Below are 14,899 nucleotides of genomic sequence, written 5' to 3'. Positions count from 1 at the left end.
TTCTAATTCAAATTCTTGCCAGAGTTCTGTCAGCACTTCTTTCAGTTCTTCCCATTGGAGATTGAGGATGTCAGTAGCCTCGGTGGTAACTTCTTCAACCAATTCTGTGAGTTCGCGACCAAATCCATCAAACAACGCGGTTAAATCTTTAAACACGCCAGCGATTTCGTTTTGCCATTCTTCCATAGCGAACACCTAGTAATTGTGTCAGAGTCTAAATTTCATGGGGACTAGAGGCTAGATCGATCTAGTCTCTATCTCACTACTATATTAGATAGAAATGATACCAAAGCTCAAGTTTAGCATTCCCCATCACCGTGCTAATTTTGCTATGGAGGCGAGATATTCCGATCCAGATGCGAGATTACTTGGCAATATCAGATCTTACACCAGTCTGAATAGTCTCTTTATTTACGCCCAATACAAGTAGTCGATCGCAGACCAATTACCTTTGGTACGCTATGCGATCGAATAAGAATATATAATTTACAAGGCCTTGTCCCAGTGACACAACACTGTGCGATCGCCGCTAGTTAGCCTTAGTAAAATCTTTATGGCAGTTTATTTACAGATATTTCTGGGGGTCTCACGGTGACTCTGGACGAACGAGTGAGCACCTTGACCGAAGCGGGTGCAGCGGATCGAGCGTGGCGATTTTGGTTTACATTGCCGATCTATCCCTACAATAAACGACGCACTATCCGCACGGAAGTAACGCCCGACACAATTTGGACATTCGACCAGGTGCAGGGCATCTTATATGTAGTCGTACCAATTCGGATGACGGTAGTCAAGTTGACAGGTGGTGGTTTGCTTGTCTATGCACCCGTTGCACCGACTGGCGAATGTCTGGAACTACTGAATGAATTAGTCGCCATTCACGGCGATGTTAAATATATTATTTTGCCGACGATTTCGGGGCTAGAACACAAGGTTTTCGTCGGCCCATTTGCAAGATCGTTTCCCCAGGCACAGGTGTGGGTGTCGCCGGAACAGTGGAGTTTTCCAGTCGATCTGCCATTGAGCTGGTTGGGATTCCCTTTGGGGCGCACGCACATTTTACCCGCAGATAGCAGTCATACGCCTTTTGGCAATGAGTTCGATTATGCGATTTTAGACACGGTAGATCTCGGCCCAGGACAGTTTGCCGAAGTTGCTTTTTTTCACCGGAAATCGCGGACACTATTAGTCACTGACTCAATAATTTCGGTCTCGATCGATCCACCTTCGATTCTCCAGCTCGAACCCTACCCGTTATTATTTCACAGCAAGGATCGATCTCGCGATCCGCTCACAGATACCCCCGCAAATCGGCTCAAAGGATGGCAGCGAATCTGTTTATTTGCCCTTTATTTCCAGCCCAGCGTGCTCGAAATCCTGAATTTGAGTCAAACCTTGCGCGAGTCATTTACCGCACCGGATCGAGGCAAACAGAACTATTTCGGACTATATCCATTTCGGTGGCAATCTGATTGGGAGCGAGGATTTACAGCCTTACGAAATGATGGTCGATTATTAGTCGCACCGATTCTCCAGACATTAATTCTCAATCGCGCGCCAAAACAGACGATCGCCTGGGTCGATCGCGTGGCACAATGGGACTTTGACCAGATCGTTCCTTGTCACTTTGACGCACCAATTACCACAACGCCCCAACAGTTTCGATCGGCTTTCGATTTTCTAGAACGTCACTCTCCACCGGATTCTGGCTTACCAGCAGCAGATTTTCGCCTACTGAAAGAAATCGAACAGCGATTACAGCAATGGCGGATTATTTTCGCGGCCAAAGAAAAGATCTAAGTTTAATTGATAGTTAATAGTTGACAGTTAGATTTTATGGTACAAGATGTGAATACTTCCTTTTCAAGTATCCTCGATCGAGCGGCTCAATCTTCAGATCGTCCGACCGCAGATGCGATGGTAACTGCTTTACAACAGGCAGAAATAACAGCAAGGCGAGAGAAATTAGTCATCCCGTTTGAATCGCTATTAGGTGAGTGGCGATTGTGTTTTGCAACTGGAGCGAGTAAGGATAAACAACACGGTGGAATTAAGTTAGGACGAGGATATTATTTGCCGAAGTTTACGCCAGCATCGATCGCTTTTACTCGCGATCTGGAATCATCGACGGGAACTGCGACTAATCGACTATTAGTCGCGGGGGGTCAGGTACAATTTACTGGCCCTTGTCGTTATCCAGGCAAGAAAAATCTGTTAATATTTGATTTTACTGAGATTCAATTAAAAGTATTTGGGTTGACAATATATCAAGGCAAAATTCGCAGTGGCAAAGGTAGCGGACAAGATTTTGAAAAGCTCTCGATCTCCAAGTTACCATTCTTTGCTTTTTTCTGGGCTGGTACAAATGGAATTGCTGCGTGCGGACGCGGTGGGGGATTGGCACTGTGGGTTCGTGATGAATTATCTAGTTAATATTAAAAGTCAGCTAAATTATGCAATATGTATTAATCATTCATGAAGTTGAAGATTATAATGCCTGGAAGAAAGTTTTTGATAGGGCTGCCGATCTCCGCAGGGAAGCTGGAGAGAGAACGTATCAGGTTTTAAAATACGAGTATAATCCTAATAAGATAGTGCATTTTTCAGCCTGGACATCGATCGAGAATGCCAAGCATTTTTTTGAATCTCCTCAGCTCGTGCAAATTAGGACTGAAGCTGGTGTAAAGTCTCCTAACTTTATATATTTAGAACAACTAGAGTCGGGCACATTGTAACTCGTGATTGGATCGTAAATATGGAAAAAAAACCGTTGGCGGAGCCTCTCGGAACGAGAATCGAGATTCCCCGATTGTCACACTGCTTATTATCGACGATTGTCATGATAATTGGTCTATTACTGTCCGCGATTTCTGCGGATGCAGACCAATGTATGTTAATCCCAAAACAGCAAGCTTTAGCAGCGATGACTCGATTAGAACCAGGCGAGACAGTTTATAGTTTGTGCGAACTGTGCGGTGAAAAACAACCTCAACCAATTGTAATTAAAAAGATCGATCTGGTTAGCGATCCTCGGACTAAATTATGGGAAGTCAAAATTAACGATCGCGGCATCGATCTAGCATACACTTATGTTCGATCTAACAATCTGAACGATCGAAGATCGACATCTAGCACCGCAACTAATTCCCAAATTAATTTATCGATAATTGCCAAATGTCCCGCCACTGGATTTACCCCAATTCTTTCAATCAAGTAAGACAGCAAAATAAATTAATATTTACATTAGCAATAATGCCTGAAATCTAGATAGTGGAAAGTACCCACTATCCCCTATCCCCTATCCCCTATCCCCTAATTCATGAAAACCATCGACGAAATTAACGACAAAATTAGCCGCAAAAAAGCGGTAGTCTGGACAGTAGACGAGGTTAAAATTAAAGTTGCTGAATTAGGCATCGAAAAAATTGCCAAAGCAGTAGATGTGATTACGACTGGAAGCTTTGAACCGATGGAATCATCGGGGGCAATTCTCAATTTAGGACATACCGATCCGCCAATTAAGATTCGATCGTGTACATTAGACGGAGTACCTGCCTACGCTGGATTTGGAGCCGTAGATCTCTATTTAGGGGCAACTCAATTAGTCGATTATGCAGGCGATGTTGGGGATGGAGAAGATAAAAAAGAGCGGGGTGGAGCGCATGTGATTGCCGATCTGATTGCAGGCAAAAGTGTCAATCTGCGGGCAATCGGACAAGGCACCGACTGCTATCCTCGCACTACGTTCGATACGACAATTACGAAAGATACCATCAATCAATTTTACCTCTACAATCCCCGTAATTTATATCAAAACTTCATCGTTGGGGTAAACGGTGGAGATCGCCAGTTGTACACTTATTTAGGCCCCTTACAGCCCCAATTAGGTAACGCTGTCTACTCCAATACTGGGGCAATTTCCCCCCTCTTAAATGACCCCGATTTAGAAGTAATCGGTATTGGTACCCGGATCTGGTTGGGTGGGGGAATTGGCTATGTGGCTTGGGAAGGCACCCAGCATTTCCCGCTCCAGAAACGTGCTGAAAATCGCACGCCAATCGGCCCTGGGGCTACTCTCGCTTTGGTGGGCGATGCCAAACAGATGAACCCGAAATGGGTACGTGGGTGTTATTTCAAAAATTATGGTCCTTCGTTGATGTTGGGGGTAGGGGTGCCAATTCCGGTATTGAATGCGGATATTGTGGCACGATGTGCGGTACAGGATCGGGATGTTTTCGCGCCAATTGTCGATTTCTCGATTCCCCGTCGGGTACGTCCGACGTTTGGATTGGTGAGTTACGAGCAACTGAAATCGGGCAAGATCAAAATCGAGGGTAGAACTGTCAGAGTGGCTCCACTGGCGAGTATTTATCGATCGAAACAAGTGGCAATTGAGTTAAAAGAAGCGATCGATCGAGGTGAATTTTTATTGACGGCGGCGGTATCTTCGTTACCACGCGATCGAACTTTTATTCCTCAGGATCGCCGTCAGATGCCTAGTTTATTAGAAGATTAACATCAGTTTTGAATGGAAATTTCAAACCCTTGTTTCAATCCAACAAGCACGATCGATTGGAATCTATCCTTTGAATAGACCGCTTCGTCTACTCCCTCAACAAAATTTATATTAAATAAACTGATGAAATGTCATGAAATATTTACAACCTGACATGAAAATATAAAGAAACTGTGAAATAGTAACCATATATATATCTTTTAACATATAATCTCTCTATACTAGCGGTCGTCATGGCTTTTATGCCGCAAACATCATATTCAGTCTCTAACTTAGCAAAGCTGCTGCTAGCAGGCAGTGTAGCTGTCACCGGCAGGATTAAGTTATGTGTAGATTCTCGACCAAAAATTGAGAACTATTAAAAATTTATGCTTTGTTAACCACAATATTGGGGTGAAATCGTAAATTATCCGATCGAAGATATATACCTTTGAGAGTCAAATAACTAGCACCAATAGTGATTGCGATTTACCCTGGTAGCTTCGACCCGATTACACTGGGTCATTTAGACATTATCGAACGAGGAAGTAAGCTGTTCGATCGAGTCGTAGTAGCCGTACTGCGAAATCCTGGTAAAACACCATTATTTACCGTCGAACAACGTCTCCGACAAATTCATACAGCGACTCAACATTTACCTCAAGTAGAAGTAGATAGCTTTGATGGATTGACAGTCGATTATGCAAATTCGATTGGTGCGCGAGTCTTGATTCGGGGACTTAGGGTTCTTTCCGATTTTGAGAAAGAGCTACAAATGGCACACATAAATAAAACCTTGTCTACAGAGATTGAAACAGTGTTTTTAGCAACTTCCACAGAGTATGGTTTCCTGAGCAGTAGCATCGTGAAAGAAATCGCTAGATTCAACGGATCGATCGACCATCTTGTGTCACCTCATGTTGCTTCAGAGATATATAAATGCTACAACAATCCTTCCACCCAGCCCTAGCAGACGAAACTAGTTCCAGTGTTTCAGACTATCGACGACCGACTGAAATTGAAGCTGAAGTTAAACTGGCCAAACCAGAGTCTCCAGTGATGTTCGAGGCGATCGATCGATTGGAGGAAACAATCTTGAATAGTCCTCGCGTACCATTGACCGGAAAAACGATGGTGAACGAGGAAGAACTGTTGGAGCAGCTAGATACAATTCGCTTGAGCTTGCCCGAAATCGTCGCTACAGCCCAACAAATTCTTGACTATAAGGATCGAATCATTGATGAAGCGCAACAACAGGTACAGCAGATTCTCGCCGAAGCAAATCAACGTGCTTATCAAGTTGCCAATGAATTAGGCATTATTGACAGATCCGAACAAGAAGCCAACCAAATTCGGCAAATGGCGATTGCGGAATGCGAACAGCTCAGACAACAAACCATTACCGAAGTCGAACGGGTACGCAATCACAGTATCCAAGAACTGGAACGAATGCGGCAGCAAGTGACAATGGAATGTCAAGAGATCCAAGATGGCGCAGATGAATATGCCGATCGAATCTTACATACGATGGAATATCAACTCACTGATATTTTACAATCCATTCAACGCGGTAGACAACGACTCCAGCTCGAATCAGATGCCCTTCGAGATTCTCAACTTTCAGCACGAGAATCGATCGATCTAGATGACAGATAGAAATCGATCCAATATCTGTTTCAATTCAGTAACTAGACGATCGATCGACACCACAATTTGTTCGCCACTTACCATATTTTTCAAGATACACTGCTTATTCGCAGCTTCTTCTTCACCAATCACCACACAAAAAATTATTCCTTGTTTATCTGCTAATGCGAATTGCTTTTTCAGTGGACGTTTATCAAAAGCGGTGACAACTTTGATTCCAGCTTGGCGGAGTTGTTGAGAAACTTGGAGATAGATTGGCATCAGATCTTCTTGAAGATTTAAGACCATTACTTGAGTAGGCGTTGGAGCTAATGGTTGTAAAATATTAGCTTTGAGTAAGCGATAAATGAGGCGAGTCAGCCCGATCGAGATCCCGACTCCTGGCATAGTTTCGCCCAAGAATGTGCCGACTAATTCTTCATATCTACCGCCAGAACAGATACTGCCCAGGGCTTCATGTCCGATCAGGGTAGTTTCATAAACCGTGCCTGTATAATAGTCTAAACCACGCGCGATCGAGAGATCGATACAATAATTATTTTCTGGTACGCCCAGATTTCTCACGCCATTAATTACGGTGGTGAGTTCTTCAATTCCTAGTTTAAATTGTTCGGCATCGGGTAATTTAGCAGCAAATTCATGTAGAGCAGCGAGGACTCGTTGGCAAGGCCTCTCCTCTGGAGAATCGACATCACCTTTAATATTGATAAAATCGATAACCTGTTGGGATTGCTCTGATGATAAACCCTGAGTGGCTAAACTTGCTAATACCTTCGCCACTCCAACTTTTTCTAACGTATCGATAATATTAATACAGACTTTGATTCGATCGGGAGATACTCCCAAAGAACTAAAGAAACCCGTCAATACCTTGCGATTATTAATCCGAATTAGAAATTCGCCGATGTTAATCTGACTGAAAATCTCCGCGATAATTGCTGGCATCTGAGCATCATAAAGTAGGCTCAATTCCTTGCGCCCTACCACATCGATATCACACTGGCGAAATTGACGATACCGTCCATCCTTCGCTCGTTCGCCGCGAAATACCAGATCCATCTGATACCTAGCAAAGGGAAAATGTAAATCGTTGAGGTGACGGGCGATATAAGCCGCCAAAGGCACCGTCTGATCGAATTTTAACGCCCGCGCTTCCGTTCCCGTATCGCCCTTACCTGCCTCATCCCGCTCTGCTTGGCGATTAGGCGGGAGCATTGGCTGCAAACCATAAATGATATTATCACCCTGGTTTCCCTTCGCCTGAAGGACTTCCAGCCGCTCTACAGCAGGAGTTTCGATCGGCGTGAACCCATAACTCTCATATACCCGCCGAATCGTATCCATCAGGTGTTGTTCGAGTCGCTTTTCCCCAGGTAAAAATTCAGGAAAGCCGCTGGGATTTGAGAAGTTGATCTTGTCCATGAGTTGAGGAGGGGTGTGGGGGTGTGAGAGTGTGGGAAGTGTGGGAAGTGTGGGAAGTGTGGGAAGTGTGGGAAGAAAACTTTCCCCCATTATCCTAAAGCCTAAAGCCTAAAGCCTAAAGCCTAAAGCCTAACTCCTCCCACTGATGATAAAGTGTACAGAAGGATTAGCAATAAAGTCGAGGGAGAATTTAGAGTCGGTGAAAATTTTAGTAGTTGGTAATGGCGGTCGAGAACATGCGATCGTTTGGGCATTATTGCAATCTCCTCAAGTTACCCAAGTCCTCTGTGTGCCTGGTAATGGCGGTACAGCGATGATGGATCGTTGCCAGAATCTCTCATTTAGAGTAGACGATTTTGGTGGGATTGCCCGCTTTGCAGAAGTGAATGGGGTGTCATTGGTAGTGATCGGGCCAGAATTACCGCTATCATTAGGGATTGTTGACTACTTACAAAATCGGAATATTCCCGTATTTGGTCCGACTCGCGCAGGTGCCCAGATTGAGTCTAGCAAAACCTGGGCAAAATCCATCATGGAGGCTGCTGGAGTCCCGACACCAAAATCGGCAACTTTCACAGATTTGGCAACTGCACGGGCATATATCGAGCAGCAAGGGGCACCGATTGTCGTCAAAGCAGATGGATTGGCTTCAGGAAAAGGTGTGATCGTTGCCGAAACTTTACTAGAAGCTCTGACTGCTGTCGAGTTATTATTCGCCCAAAATTATGGCAAGTTACTGATTGAAGAATACCTGACTGGGCAAGAATTATCAGTCATCGCGCTCACCGATGGTAAAACTATTCGTCCCCTGCTCCCCGCTCAAGATCACAAACGGATTGGCGATGGCGATACAGGGGCAAATACAGGCGGGATGGGTGCTTACGCACCAGCTCCACTAGGAACGCCAGCTCTGATGACGAGAATCCAAAATGAGGTACTAGAGCCAACTCTCGCCACGCTCAAACGCAAGGGCATCGACTATCGCGGCGTGCTATATGCAGGCTTGATGATTGCGCCCAATGGCGAACCCAAAGTATTAGAATTTAACTGTCGATTTGGCGATCCCGAAACTCAAACAATTTTGCCGTTATTGGTGACTCCTCTGGTAGACTTACTCATAGCCTGTGTAGAGCAGCGACTAGCAGCTTTACCGCCGATCGAATGGAAGCCAGCAGTATCGACTTGCGTGACAATTGCGGCTCAAGGTTATCCTGGCAATTACGAGCGTGGTAAGGTTATTGCGGGAATCGACTCGGCAAATACAGACGGAACTGTCGTATTCCATGCAGGTACCCAGCTCAGACAAAATCGCGTCGTCTCTGATGGTGGGCGAGTATTAGGCGTAACGAGTATTGCGCCAGATTTTGCTAGTGCGATCGATTGTGCATATAAAGGAGTAAGGTTAATTACTTTTGACGGCATGTACTATCGTCAGGATATCGCTCAGAGAGCATTGTAGAGAGGGAATAGGGGATAGAGGATAGGGAATAGTAAGTGTTATTTATTGCTCACCTCGCTAAACCCTATTTCCTGAATTTTAAACCCTATTCCCTATTTCCCCTTTATGCATCGTAGATCTTTCCTCCTCACCCTTGGCAGTTTGGCTCTGGGGAGCAGCTTAACCAGTTGTCAAGGTCAAAACCTACAAATTTTACGGTTGTTGGCACTAAAAAACTCGCTTCCGCCTCAACTATTAAGCGAGTTTAGCAAGTCGATTCAACCAACTAATTCTAGAGTCGAGTTGGCTTTGGAGGGTCAATTTAAAGAAATTCTCACTCAGCTTCAGGAGTGGTATAAAACGGGTAAAGCGGAAGCAAAAGGATTGAAGATCCCGCTGGTACCGCCCACCAAATCTCCTGAATATATTCCGAATTTGGTGAGTATTGCTGATGCTTGGTTGCCAGCGGCAATTGAGGGAAAATCGATCGAACCGATCGAGATTAAGCATCTCACTAATTGGAGTAAACTAGAATCTCGCTGGCAGGAATTAGCGCGACGAGATGAGCGGGGTAAGAGTAGTTCCACTGGACAAATTTGGGGTGTACCATACCGCTGGGAGACAACTGTCATTATCTATCGTCGAGATCGATTAACGGAGGCAAATATTCCCATCCCCAAGGATTGGGAAGATCTGTGGCATCCCAAGCTGAGACAAAGGATTTCGGTATTAGATCGATCGCGTGAAGTCATTGGTTTGACTTTAAAAAAGTTGGGATATTCATATAATTTAGCCGATCTCAGTCAGGTAACAAATCTCAAATCAACACTAGCAAAACTCCATCAGCAAGTAAAGTTTTATAGTGCTGATTATTATCTTCAGCCCTTAATTATGGGTGATACTTGGGTAGCGGTCGGTTGGTCTTCAGATGCGATCGATCTAATTAAAAATAACCCCAATATTGGCGCGATCGTACCTAGCTCTGGGACGGCAATTTCAGCAGATCTATGGGTACAGCCAAAGTATCCAACGAAGCAGATCCCAACAGAGCGCACCAAGTTAACTCAGCAGTGGATCGATTACTGTTTACAGCCACAAGTTAGTAATCAGATTTCTCTACTGACATCTGGAACATCTCCATTGCTCACTAGTCTAAATCCTACTGAAATCATCCCAGATATTCGCCATAATTCATTAATATTGCCGTCAAAAAGCATATTAGATAAAAGCGAATTTATCTATCCACTATCAGCAAAAAGTCAGATTCAATTCGATCAACAATGGCAAGAAATTCGTACAACAAAAGTTAAAATCGGCGTGCTCTAGAAGATATTTGAAAAGTTACTTTTAATGTGTGTAAAACTCATTATTTTAGATACTTTAAGAGTGATGCAAATTGGCATTGAAGTAGAATGAGTTTGACCATTGGGGCACTAACTTTTGACAGTTGGGGCTGATCACTGGCTAACATCGAATCAGATACGGCTGCAATAGATTCGATCGACTTGTTTGATCGTTCAAACATCGATCTTGTAGTTCAAGGTGTGCTCGTCTCCAGGCTTACCTCGAAATCCCCAGTTGCAGGCTGGTGTCTCGGTGATGGTAATCTCAATGTCGTTAGGGAGTATCCCAATTTCAGTCTCGATCCGCTGAAAGAGCAAATTAATGAGTCGCTTTTTGGTTTCGATCGTTCGTCCCTCGATCATGCTGAACTCAATGATGGTGTAGCGATCTGTTCGGCCTGATGGCGCGAAAAAATCATCTGGATCTAAGTGGAAAAATCTGTGAGCGCGCTTGTCTGCTGGAAATGAAAGAGCCTCAACTACGCATGAGTGGATAGTATCGGATAGACGGTTGCGAATCGGTTTGAGTTGCTCTGTGAGTCCGTAAATTTTGACTTGTGACATTGCCTAAGATGTTTTGTATTGCTACGATCTTCTGGTTTTCCATCGGACTGCTCGGAGTGCGAGTTGTGGTGCATAAATATCGATCGCTTGGAAAGACGGTAGCGACCTATCACCATTTTAGCCGTACCGTAACTACTTTTTCGCGATCGAGATCGCCGTACTAACTTTGGCTGGTTGGGGATGATTATTTAGTGCCGATCGATCCAGAGGATCGGAGTAATATATAGTTCAGTCAGGTGGACATTAACGATCTTTCGCGTAGCGTGCCAACAGCAATCGCATTAAATTGATTTTTTGTCCATGCGGCACACCCTGATGATAAATTTCGCCAGACCATTAAGGTAAAAAATATAATGAACGATCTTAAACTATTTGGCTTACCCGCTCGGCAAGGTCGATGGCTATTTTTACCGCTAGGTATTACCGCGATGCTCTGCTTAGGCACCGTCTATTCCTGGAGCATTTTTCGCAAGCCGCTGACGGCAGCTTTAACCAAGCAAGGAATCACAATTAGCGCGACAGATACCTTGCTACCATTTGCTACACTGCTAGTAGTATTTGCCATTTTGATGCCGATTGCGAGCAGATATATCGAACGATATGGTGCCGCAAAAGTAACCGCTGCGGGGGGGACGATCGTGGGCTTGGGCTATTTTCTCTCTAGTTTCGCTACGAGTATTCCCCTGTTAGTAATCACTTATGGTCTGATTGCTGGAGCTGGAATTGGGATTGTATATGGCGTACCGATCGCGGTTACGGCGAAATGGTTTCCCGATCGCAAAGGATTAGCTGTCGGTTTAACTGTAGTTGGCTTTGGTCTATCTCCGTTGATTACCGCACCACTAGCCGGGTTTTTGATCGAGACTTATGGCATCGACAGCACGTTTAGAATTTTCGGGGTGGCTTTTGCGGCGATCTTATGGGCGATCGCTACTCAGCTTCGATTTCCGCCCACAGACTGGCAACCCAGCCCTCAGTTTACTGCTAGTCCTGCGATCGCCGAGCCAGATCGGTTGTTGAATTCGCCGAGCTTTTTTGCACTGTGGATCTGCTACGCGATCGGCACCCTGGCTGGTTTGATGGCGGTGGGGATTGCCAGTAATGTGGGCAAGGAAATTATCGAACTCGATCCCAGTATGGCTACTGCTTCGGTATCGATTTTTGCGATCTTTAACGGTGTCGGTCGCCCTTTATTCGGTTGGTTGACCGATCGGCTCAAGCCTAAAATGACTGCGATTATTTCTTATGTGATGATTTTAATCGCCTCGATCGTCATGCTCAATACTGGCAAAGGTCAGGTTGCCAATTACTTTTTCGCCTTTAGTTTACTGTGGTTGTCTTTGGGCGGATGGCTAGCGATCGCGCCGACAGCAACACTATCGATGTTTAGTCCGGCTAACTACACCAAAAACTATGGCATCGTTTTTACCGCTTACGGGGCAGGAGCTTTGCTGGGCACTATAGTTGCTGGTAGTGCCAAAGATATTTTTGGTAGCTATACTAATGCTTTTATTCCGACAGCAGTTCTCTCGATTCTGGGCATCGCGATCGCGACTTTCGCGCTCAAGCCAGATGCTAAAAGTCAGCAAATTTTGTCTTGAAGAGGATTTATTTTGGGTAAGCTAATCATCGATCGTGATGATTAGCTTTATGTCCGACATCCTAGATTTACTGTTTTCGATCGTATTTTACGATAACAACTTCATCCATGTTAGTGTTTGATTAAATGTACCAAATGCATCATAAAATCATGCTTGCCGATCGGTGCTCCTGCCATCCTTAAAATGTCATATGCTGTTGTCAGATGGAAGTAAAAGTTGGGCATCAAAAAATCATCTACATATGAGCATCCAGATAACTCTAAGTACCGCCCTTGCGCGAGATCTATTCGGGAGATCGCGGCAAGCTGACGATCGGTAACATTAATACTTGCAAGCAGTTCCTGAGTGGATGAAAGATGTCCGCGAGCATCTTCTAAAGATCCTACTTCAGGGTTTAGATTGTTTGCTGGCTGTCCTAAGCACCACAACGCAAAGTTGCGAGGCTGATTGCAAGTAAAGACAATTTGGGTACCGAAAGGAAGCATATCGGGTGCGATCCGTCGCCCAAAGATCGATTCCACATCATCGGTGAAATGATTCTCCACTACATTTAAAAGATGGCTCAACGTATCGAGCCGTGAACTAAAGATATTTTGGATTGCTACGATCTGCTGATTTTCCATCGTATTTCTCAGGGTGCAAGTTGTGGTACCTAACTATCGATTATACGGAAAGCAGTAGCTTAACCCAACACACCGAATCTTGTCTTATCGTTACACCATCGATCGATCATTTTTTGAGGTGTTATTCACTCACCGTTCTGGTTGAGCAGAGAGTCAGGGAAGTATTTGAACGGCACTAATATTTGGTAGCGTCATCAGTCGGGTACATAGTTGCTCGATAGCTCGATCGATCGGAAACCACGGTTTACTGATTTCTAGTATCAGTGTAAGTTCTGAGTTATCGGGATATAGATAGGTTCCAGAGCGATGTTGATTTGGTGATAGTATTGCCGAGATCGATCGAGTCCGTCCCTCAGTACCAACCCAATCGAGTACTTCTTGAAACGTTGTATTATTTTCTTCAGCATAGATCTTTAAAGTCTGGTCATCTAGGAATAGTGGCACGGCACCACAGTAATATTTTTCAAAGTTGAACCACCCAAAAAAATCATCGTTTTTTCGCTCGAATTTGGTTTGCCATTCTTCTGCTAAATAAACACACATACTATCAAAATCTAGAGAGCTTTCAATTCCGAGATATGTTGTTTCATTGACCTCTTCAGGCAAGGCAATTTGACTGAGAAAATCATCAAAACTTGCGATTGTTTTAACGATCTTAAAATGTAAGATCTCTTCGCTGTCGTCTCCAAAGAAAATAATTTGCGGATCGATAACTGCTATCTCAGATCTCAAGCCATAATCAAAGCAGCCTACTTCATGACCATTAATTGCAAAGATAATCAAGCGATTGAGATGACAATATTCAAATAGTAGATCGAGAGTTGCTAGATCGTCTTCAGTGCATGTTAATGCGATGTAATCTTCAAAAGTGACGAGATCTCGAACGAGTTCGGACAAGCAACAAAAATCTTCTATCCTCGACTCTTCAAGAATGCAATAGCGCAATGTCCCACCATTTTGTTGTCGCATCAGAGATCGATAAGCAACTGGAAATGAGAAACCATTCTGCTGTTCGATCGCATCTAGTTGAGCCTCTGTCAGCCCCCGACTTGTTGGCGTATATCCAGACGCTGGCGGAATCCAAAAATTTTTAGGTATTGCCATAGATTAAATTAGTAGCATAGAGAATTTGATCGAATATTAGCCGTTCGCAGAGAGATGTTCTGGAAAGCTGTCAAAATTGCGATGTACCCAATCGATACCAACTTCATTATTCAACTTAATTTTCTGTGGGGCATCAGGATCAATCTTTGATAAAATAGCGGCATCTTGTTCGAGCACAACTTTCACCACCGCTAAAAACTGTTGATTCATCAGGTTAAATGCTGGGTGTTTGGGTTGAGCAAATAGTAAAACATAGGTGCGGGTTCTACCTTCAGATTCTGGGACAAAGAAATGGCAGCTAATGGCGAGGGGCTAGCAGATCTTTTAAAGATCGGCATTATTGCAATCGATCGAACTGTCTCAGATTAGCAGTGCAATTCATACTTGGGCAATTTGGCATTGGTTGAGAACGGGTTTGACAATTGGGGCACTTGTATTTGCCAGTTGGGGCTTATTATTGCTGAAGGATCGGGATGATCTTAGTAATCTCACATCTTGCACCAGCGGTATCTCCTGTCGGAGAGGCTGTGCCTACGGCAGGCTTTGCCAACGCCAACGCGCTGGCGGAGGTTCCCTCCAGATCTCGCTGTGACAAGACAGTACATAAAGACTGACAAATTTTGCTCCAAACTAGTAACTATTTCCTGAAAACTACCCTCTAC

Annotated in this window: 16 protein-coding genes; 10 read left to right on the top strand and 6 right to left on the bottom strand. The window is 44.3% G+C overall.

Features of this window, described 5'->3' with window-relative positions; translation table 11 throughout:
- Positions 1–186, bottom strand: a 186-nt coding sequence (locus tag RMO55_RS02415; RefSeq protein WP_310422934.1) for a hypothetical protein, incomplete at its 3' end; no start/stop codon positions are given.
- Positions 187–591: 405 nt separating this feature from the next.
- On the opposite strand from RMO55_RS02415, the gene RMO55_RS02410 reads away from it, so the two are divergent.
- The 7 genes from RMO55_RS02410 (at position 592) to RMO55_RS02380 (ending at position 6,151) form a co-directional block, all read left to right on the top strand.
- Positions 592–1,800 carry a DUF4336 domain-containing protein gene (locus RMO55_RS02410; RefSeq protein ID WP_310422931.1) on the top strand — a complete coding sequence of 403 codons (1,209 nt, stop codon included), beginning with the start codon at positions 592–594 and terminating at the stop codon, positions 1,798–1,800.
- A gap of 48 nt (positions 1,801–1,848) precedes the next feature.
- Positions 1,849–2,433 carry a hypothetical protein gene (locus RMO55_RS02405; protein ID WP_310422928.1) on the top strand — a complete coding sequence of 195 codons (585 nt, stop codon included), beginning with the start codon at positions 1,849–1,851 and terminating at the stop codon, positions 2,431–2,433.
- 20 nt (positions 2,434–2,453) lie between these two features.
- Positions 2,454–2,735, top strand: coding sequence for an antibiotic biosynthesis monooxygenase (locus tag RMO55_RS02400; RefSeq protein WP_310422927.1), 282 nt, complete (start codon positions 2,454–2,456; stop codon positions 2,733–2,735).
- Between the two features lie 104 nt (positions 2,736–2,839).
- Positions 2,840–3,217 (top strand): hypothetical protein, encoded by a 378-nt coding sequence (locus RMO55_RS02395; RefSeq protein ID WP_310422923.1) that lies wholly within the window; start codon positions 2,840–2,842, stop codon positions 3,215–3,217.
- A 102-nt stretch (positions 3,218–3,319) separates the two neighbouring features.
- Positions 3,320–4,516: a homocysteine biosynthesis protein gene (locus RMO55_RS02390; RefSeq protein ID WP_310422920.1), complete on the top strand. Its 1,197-nt coding sequence runs from the start codon at positions 3,320–3,322 to the stop codon at positions 4,514–4,516.
- Positions 4,517–4,973: 457 nt separating this feature from the next.
- Complete coding sequence (gene coaD, locus RMO55_RS02385; protein WP_310422917.1) at positions 4,974–5,465, top strand: pantetheine-phosphate adenylyltransferase; 492 nt, start codon at positions 4,974–4,976, stop codon at positions 5,463–5,465.
- Positions 5,435–6,151, top strand: a complete 717-nt coding sequence (locus tag RMO55_RS02380) for a hypothetical protein (RefSeq protein ID WP_310422914.1) — start codon at positions 5,435–5,437, stop codon at positions 6,149–6,151. Before coaD ends, RMO55_RS02380 begins: the two co-directional genes overlap by 31 nt.
- Here the strand turns inward: RMO55_RS02380 and hisS are convergent.
- Positions 6,137–7,564 (bottom strand): histidine--tRNA ligase, encoded by a 1,428-nt coding sequence (hisS, locus tag RMO55_RS02375; RefSeq protein WP_310422911.1) that lies wholly within the window; start codon positions 7,562–7,564, stop codon positions 6,137–6,139. The two genes, RMO55_RS02380 and hisS, sit on opposite strands and share 15 nt — an antisense overlap.
- A gap of 199 nt (positions 7,565–7,763) precedes the next feature.
- Here hisS and purD point away from each other — a divergent pair, with 199 nt between their 5' ends.
- Complete coding sequence (gene purD / locus RMO55_RS02370) at positions 7,764–9,023, top strand: phosphoribosylamine--glycine ligase (protein WP_310422907.1); 1,260 nt, start codon at positions 7,764–7,766, stop codon at positions 9,021–9,023.
- Positions 9,024–9,128: 105 nt separating this feature from the next.
- A complete protein-coding gene (locus tag RMO55_RS02365) occupies positions 9,129–10,328 on the top strand; it encodes an extracellular solute-binding protein (protein WP_310422904.1) in 1,200 nt (399 codons plus the stop codon).
- A 191-nt stretch (positions 10,329–10,519) separates the two neighbouring features.
- On the opposite strand, the gene RMO55_RS02360 is transcribed toward RMO55_RS02365, so the two are convergent.
- Positions 10,520–10,909 (bottom strand): tautomerase family protein, encoded by a 390-nt coding sequence (locus RMO55_RS02360; RefSeq protein ID WP_310422902.1) that lies wholly within the window; start codon positions 10,907–10,909, stop codon positions 10,520–10,522.
- A gap of 353 nt (positions 10,910–11,262) precedes the next feature.
- Between RMO55_RS02360 and RMO55_RS02355 the strand changes: the two genes are divergently transcribed.
- Positions 11,263–12,510 carry an OFA family MFS transporter gene (locus RMO55_RS02355; RefSeq protein WP_310422898.1) on the top strand — a complete coding sequence of 416 codons (1,248 nt, stop codon included), beginning with the start codon at positions 11,263–11,265 and terminating at the stop codon, positions 12,508–12,510.
- 110 nt (positions 12,511–12,620) lie between these two features.
- On the opposite strand, the gene RMO55_RS02350 is transcribed toward RMO55_RS02355, so the two are convergent.
- The 3 genes from RMO55_RS02350 to RMO55_RS02340 all read right to left on the bottom strand — a co-directional run bounded on the left by RMO55_RS02350 (position 12,621) and on the right by RMO55_RS02340 (position 14,540).
- Complete coding sequence (locus tag RMO55_RS02350) at positions 12,621–13,133, bottom strand: DUF1993 domain-containing protein (protein WP_310422895.1); 513 nt, start codon at positions 13,131–13,133, stop codon at positions 12,621–12,623.
- 153 nt (positions 13,134–13,286) lie between these two features.
- A complete protein-coding gene (locus tag RMO55_RS02345) occupies positions 13,287–14,237 on the bottom strand; it encodes an SMI1/KNR4 family protein (RefSeq protein WP_310422892.1) in 951 nt (316 codons plus the stop codon).
- 36 nt (positions 14,238–14,273) lie between these two features.
- Entirely contained in the window at positions 14,274–14,540 is a 267-nt protein-coding gene (locus RMO55_RS02340; protein WP_310422936.1) for a hypothetical protein, read from the bottom strand.
- Positions 14,541–14,899 lie beyond the last annotated feature (359 nt).

This window comes from Chamaesiphon sp. VAR_48_metabat_135_sub (assembly GCF_031418915.1).
Lineage (GTDB): Bacteria > Cyanobacteriota > Cyanobacteriia > Cyanobacteriales > Chamaesiphonaceae > Chamaesiphon.
Note: the sequence above shows the minus strand (reverse complement) of the source record. Positions and strands in the feature narration are given on the sequence as shown.

Coding starts and splice junctions, on each gene's coding strand:
- RMO55_RS02400 (WP_310422927.1), top strand. CDS start 2,454: ATGCAATATGTATTAATCATTCATGAAGTTGAAGATTATAATGCCTGG.
- RMO55_RS02395 (WP_310422923.1), top strand. CDS start 2,840: ATGATAATTGGTCTATTACTGTCCGCGATTTCTGCGGATGCAGACCAA.
- RMO55_RS02390 (WP_310422920.1), top strand. CDS start 3,320: ATGAAAACCATCGACGAAATTAACGACAAAATTAGCCGCAAAAAAGCG.
- RMO55_RS02380 (WP_310422914.1), top strand. CDS start 5,435: ATGCTACAACAATCCTTCCACCCAGCCCTAGCAGACGAAACTAGTTCC.
- hisS (WP_310422911.1), bottom strand. CDS start 7,564: ATGGACAAGATCAACTTCTCAAATCCCAGCGGCTTTCCTGAATTTTTA.
- RMO55_RS02365 (WP_310422904.1), top strand. CDS start 9,129: ATGCATCGTAGATCTTTCCTCCTCACCCTTGGCAGTTTGGCTCTGGGG.
- RMO55_RS02360 (WP_310422902.1), bottom strand. CDS start 10,909: ATGTCACAAGTCAAAATTTACGGACTCACAGAGCAACTCAAACCGATT.
- RMO55_RS02355 (WP_310422898.1), top strand. CDS start 11,263: ATGAACGATCTTAAACTATTTGGCTTACCCGCTCGGCAAGGTCGATGG.
- RMO55_RS02350 (WP_310422895.1), bottom strand. CDS start 13,133: ATGGAAAATCAGCAGATCGTAGCAATCCAAAATATCTTTAGTTCACGG.
- RMO55_RS02345 (WP_310422892.1), bottom strand. CDS start 14,237: ATGGCAATACCTAAAAATTTTTGGATTCCGCCAGCGTCTGGATATACG.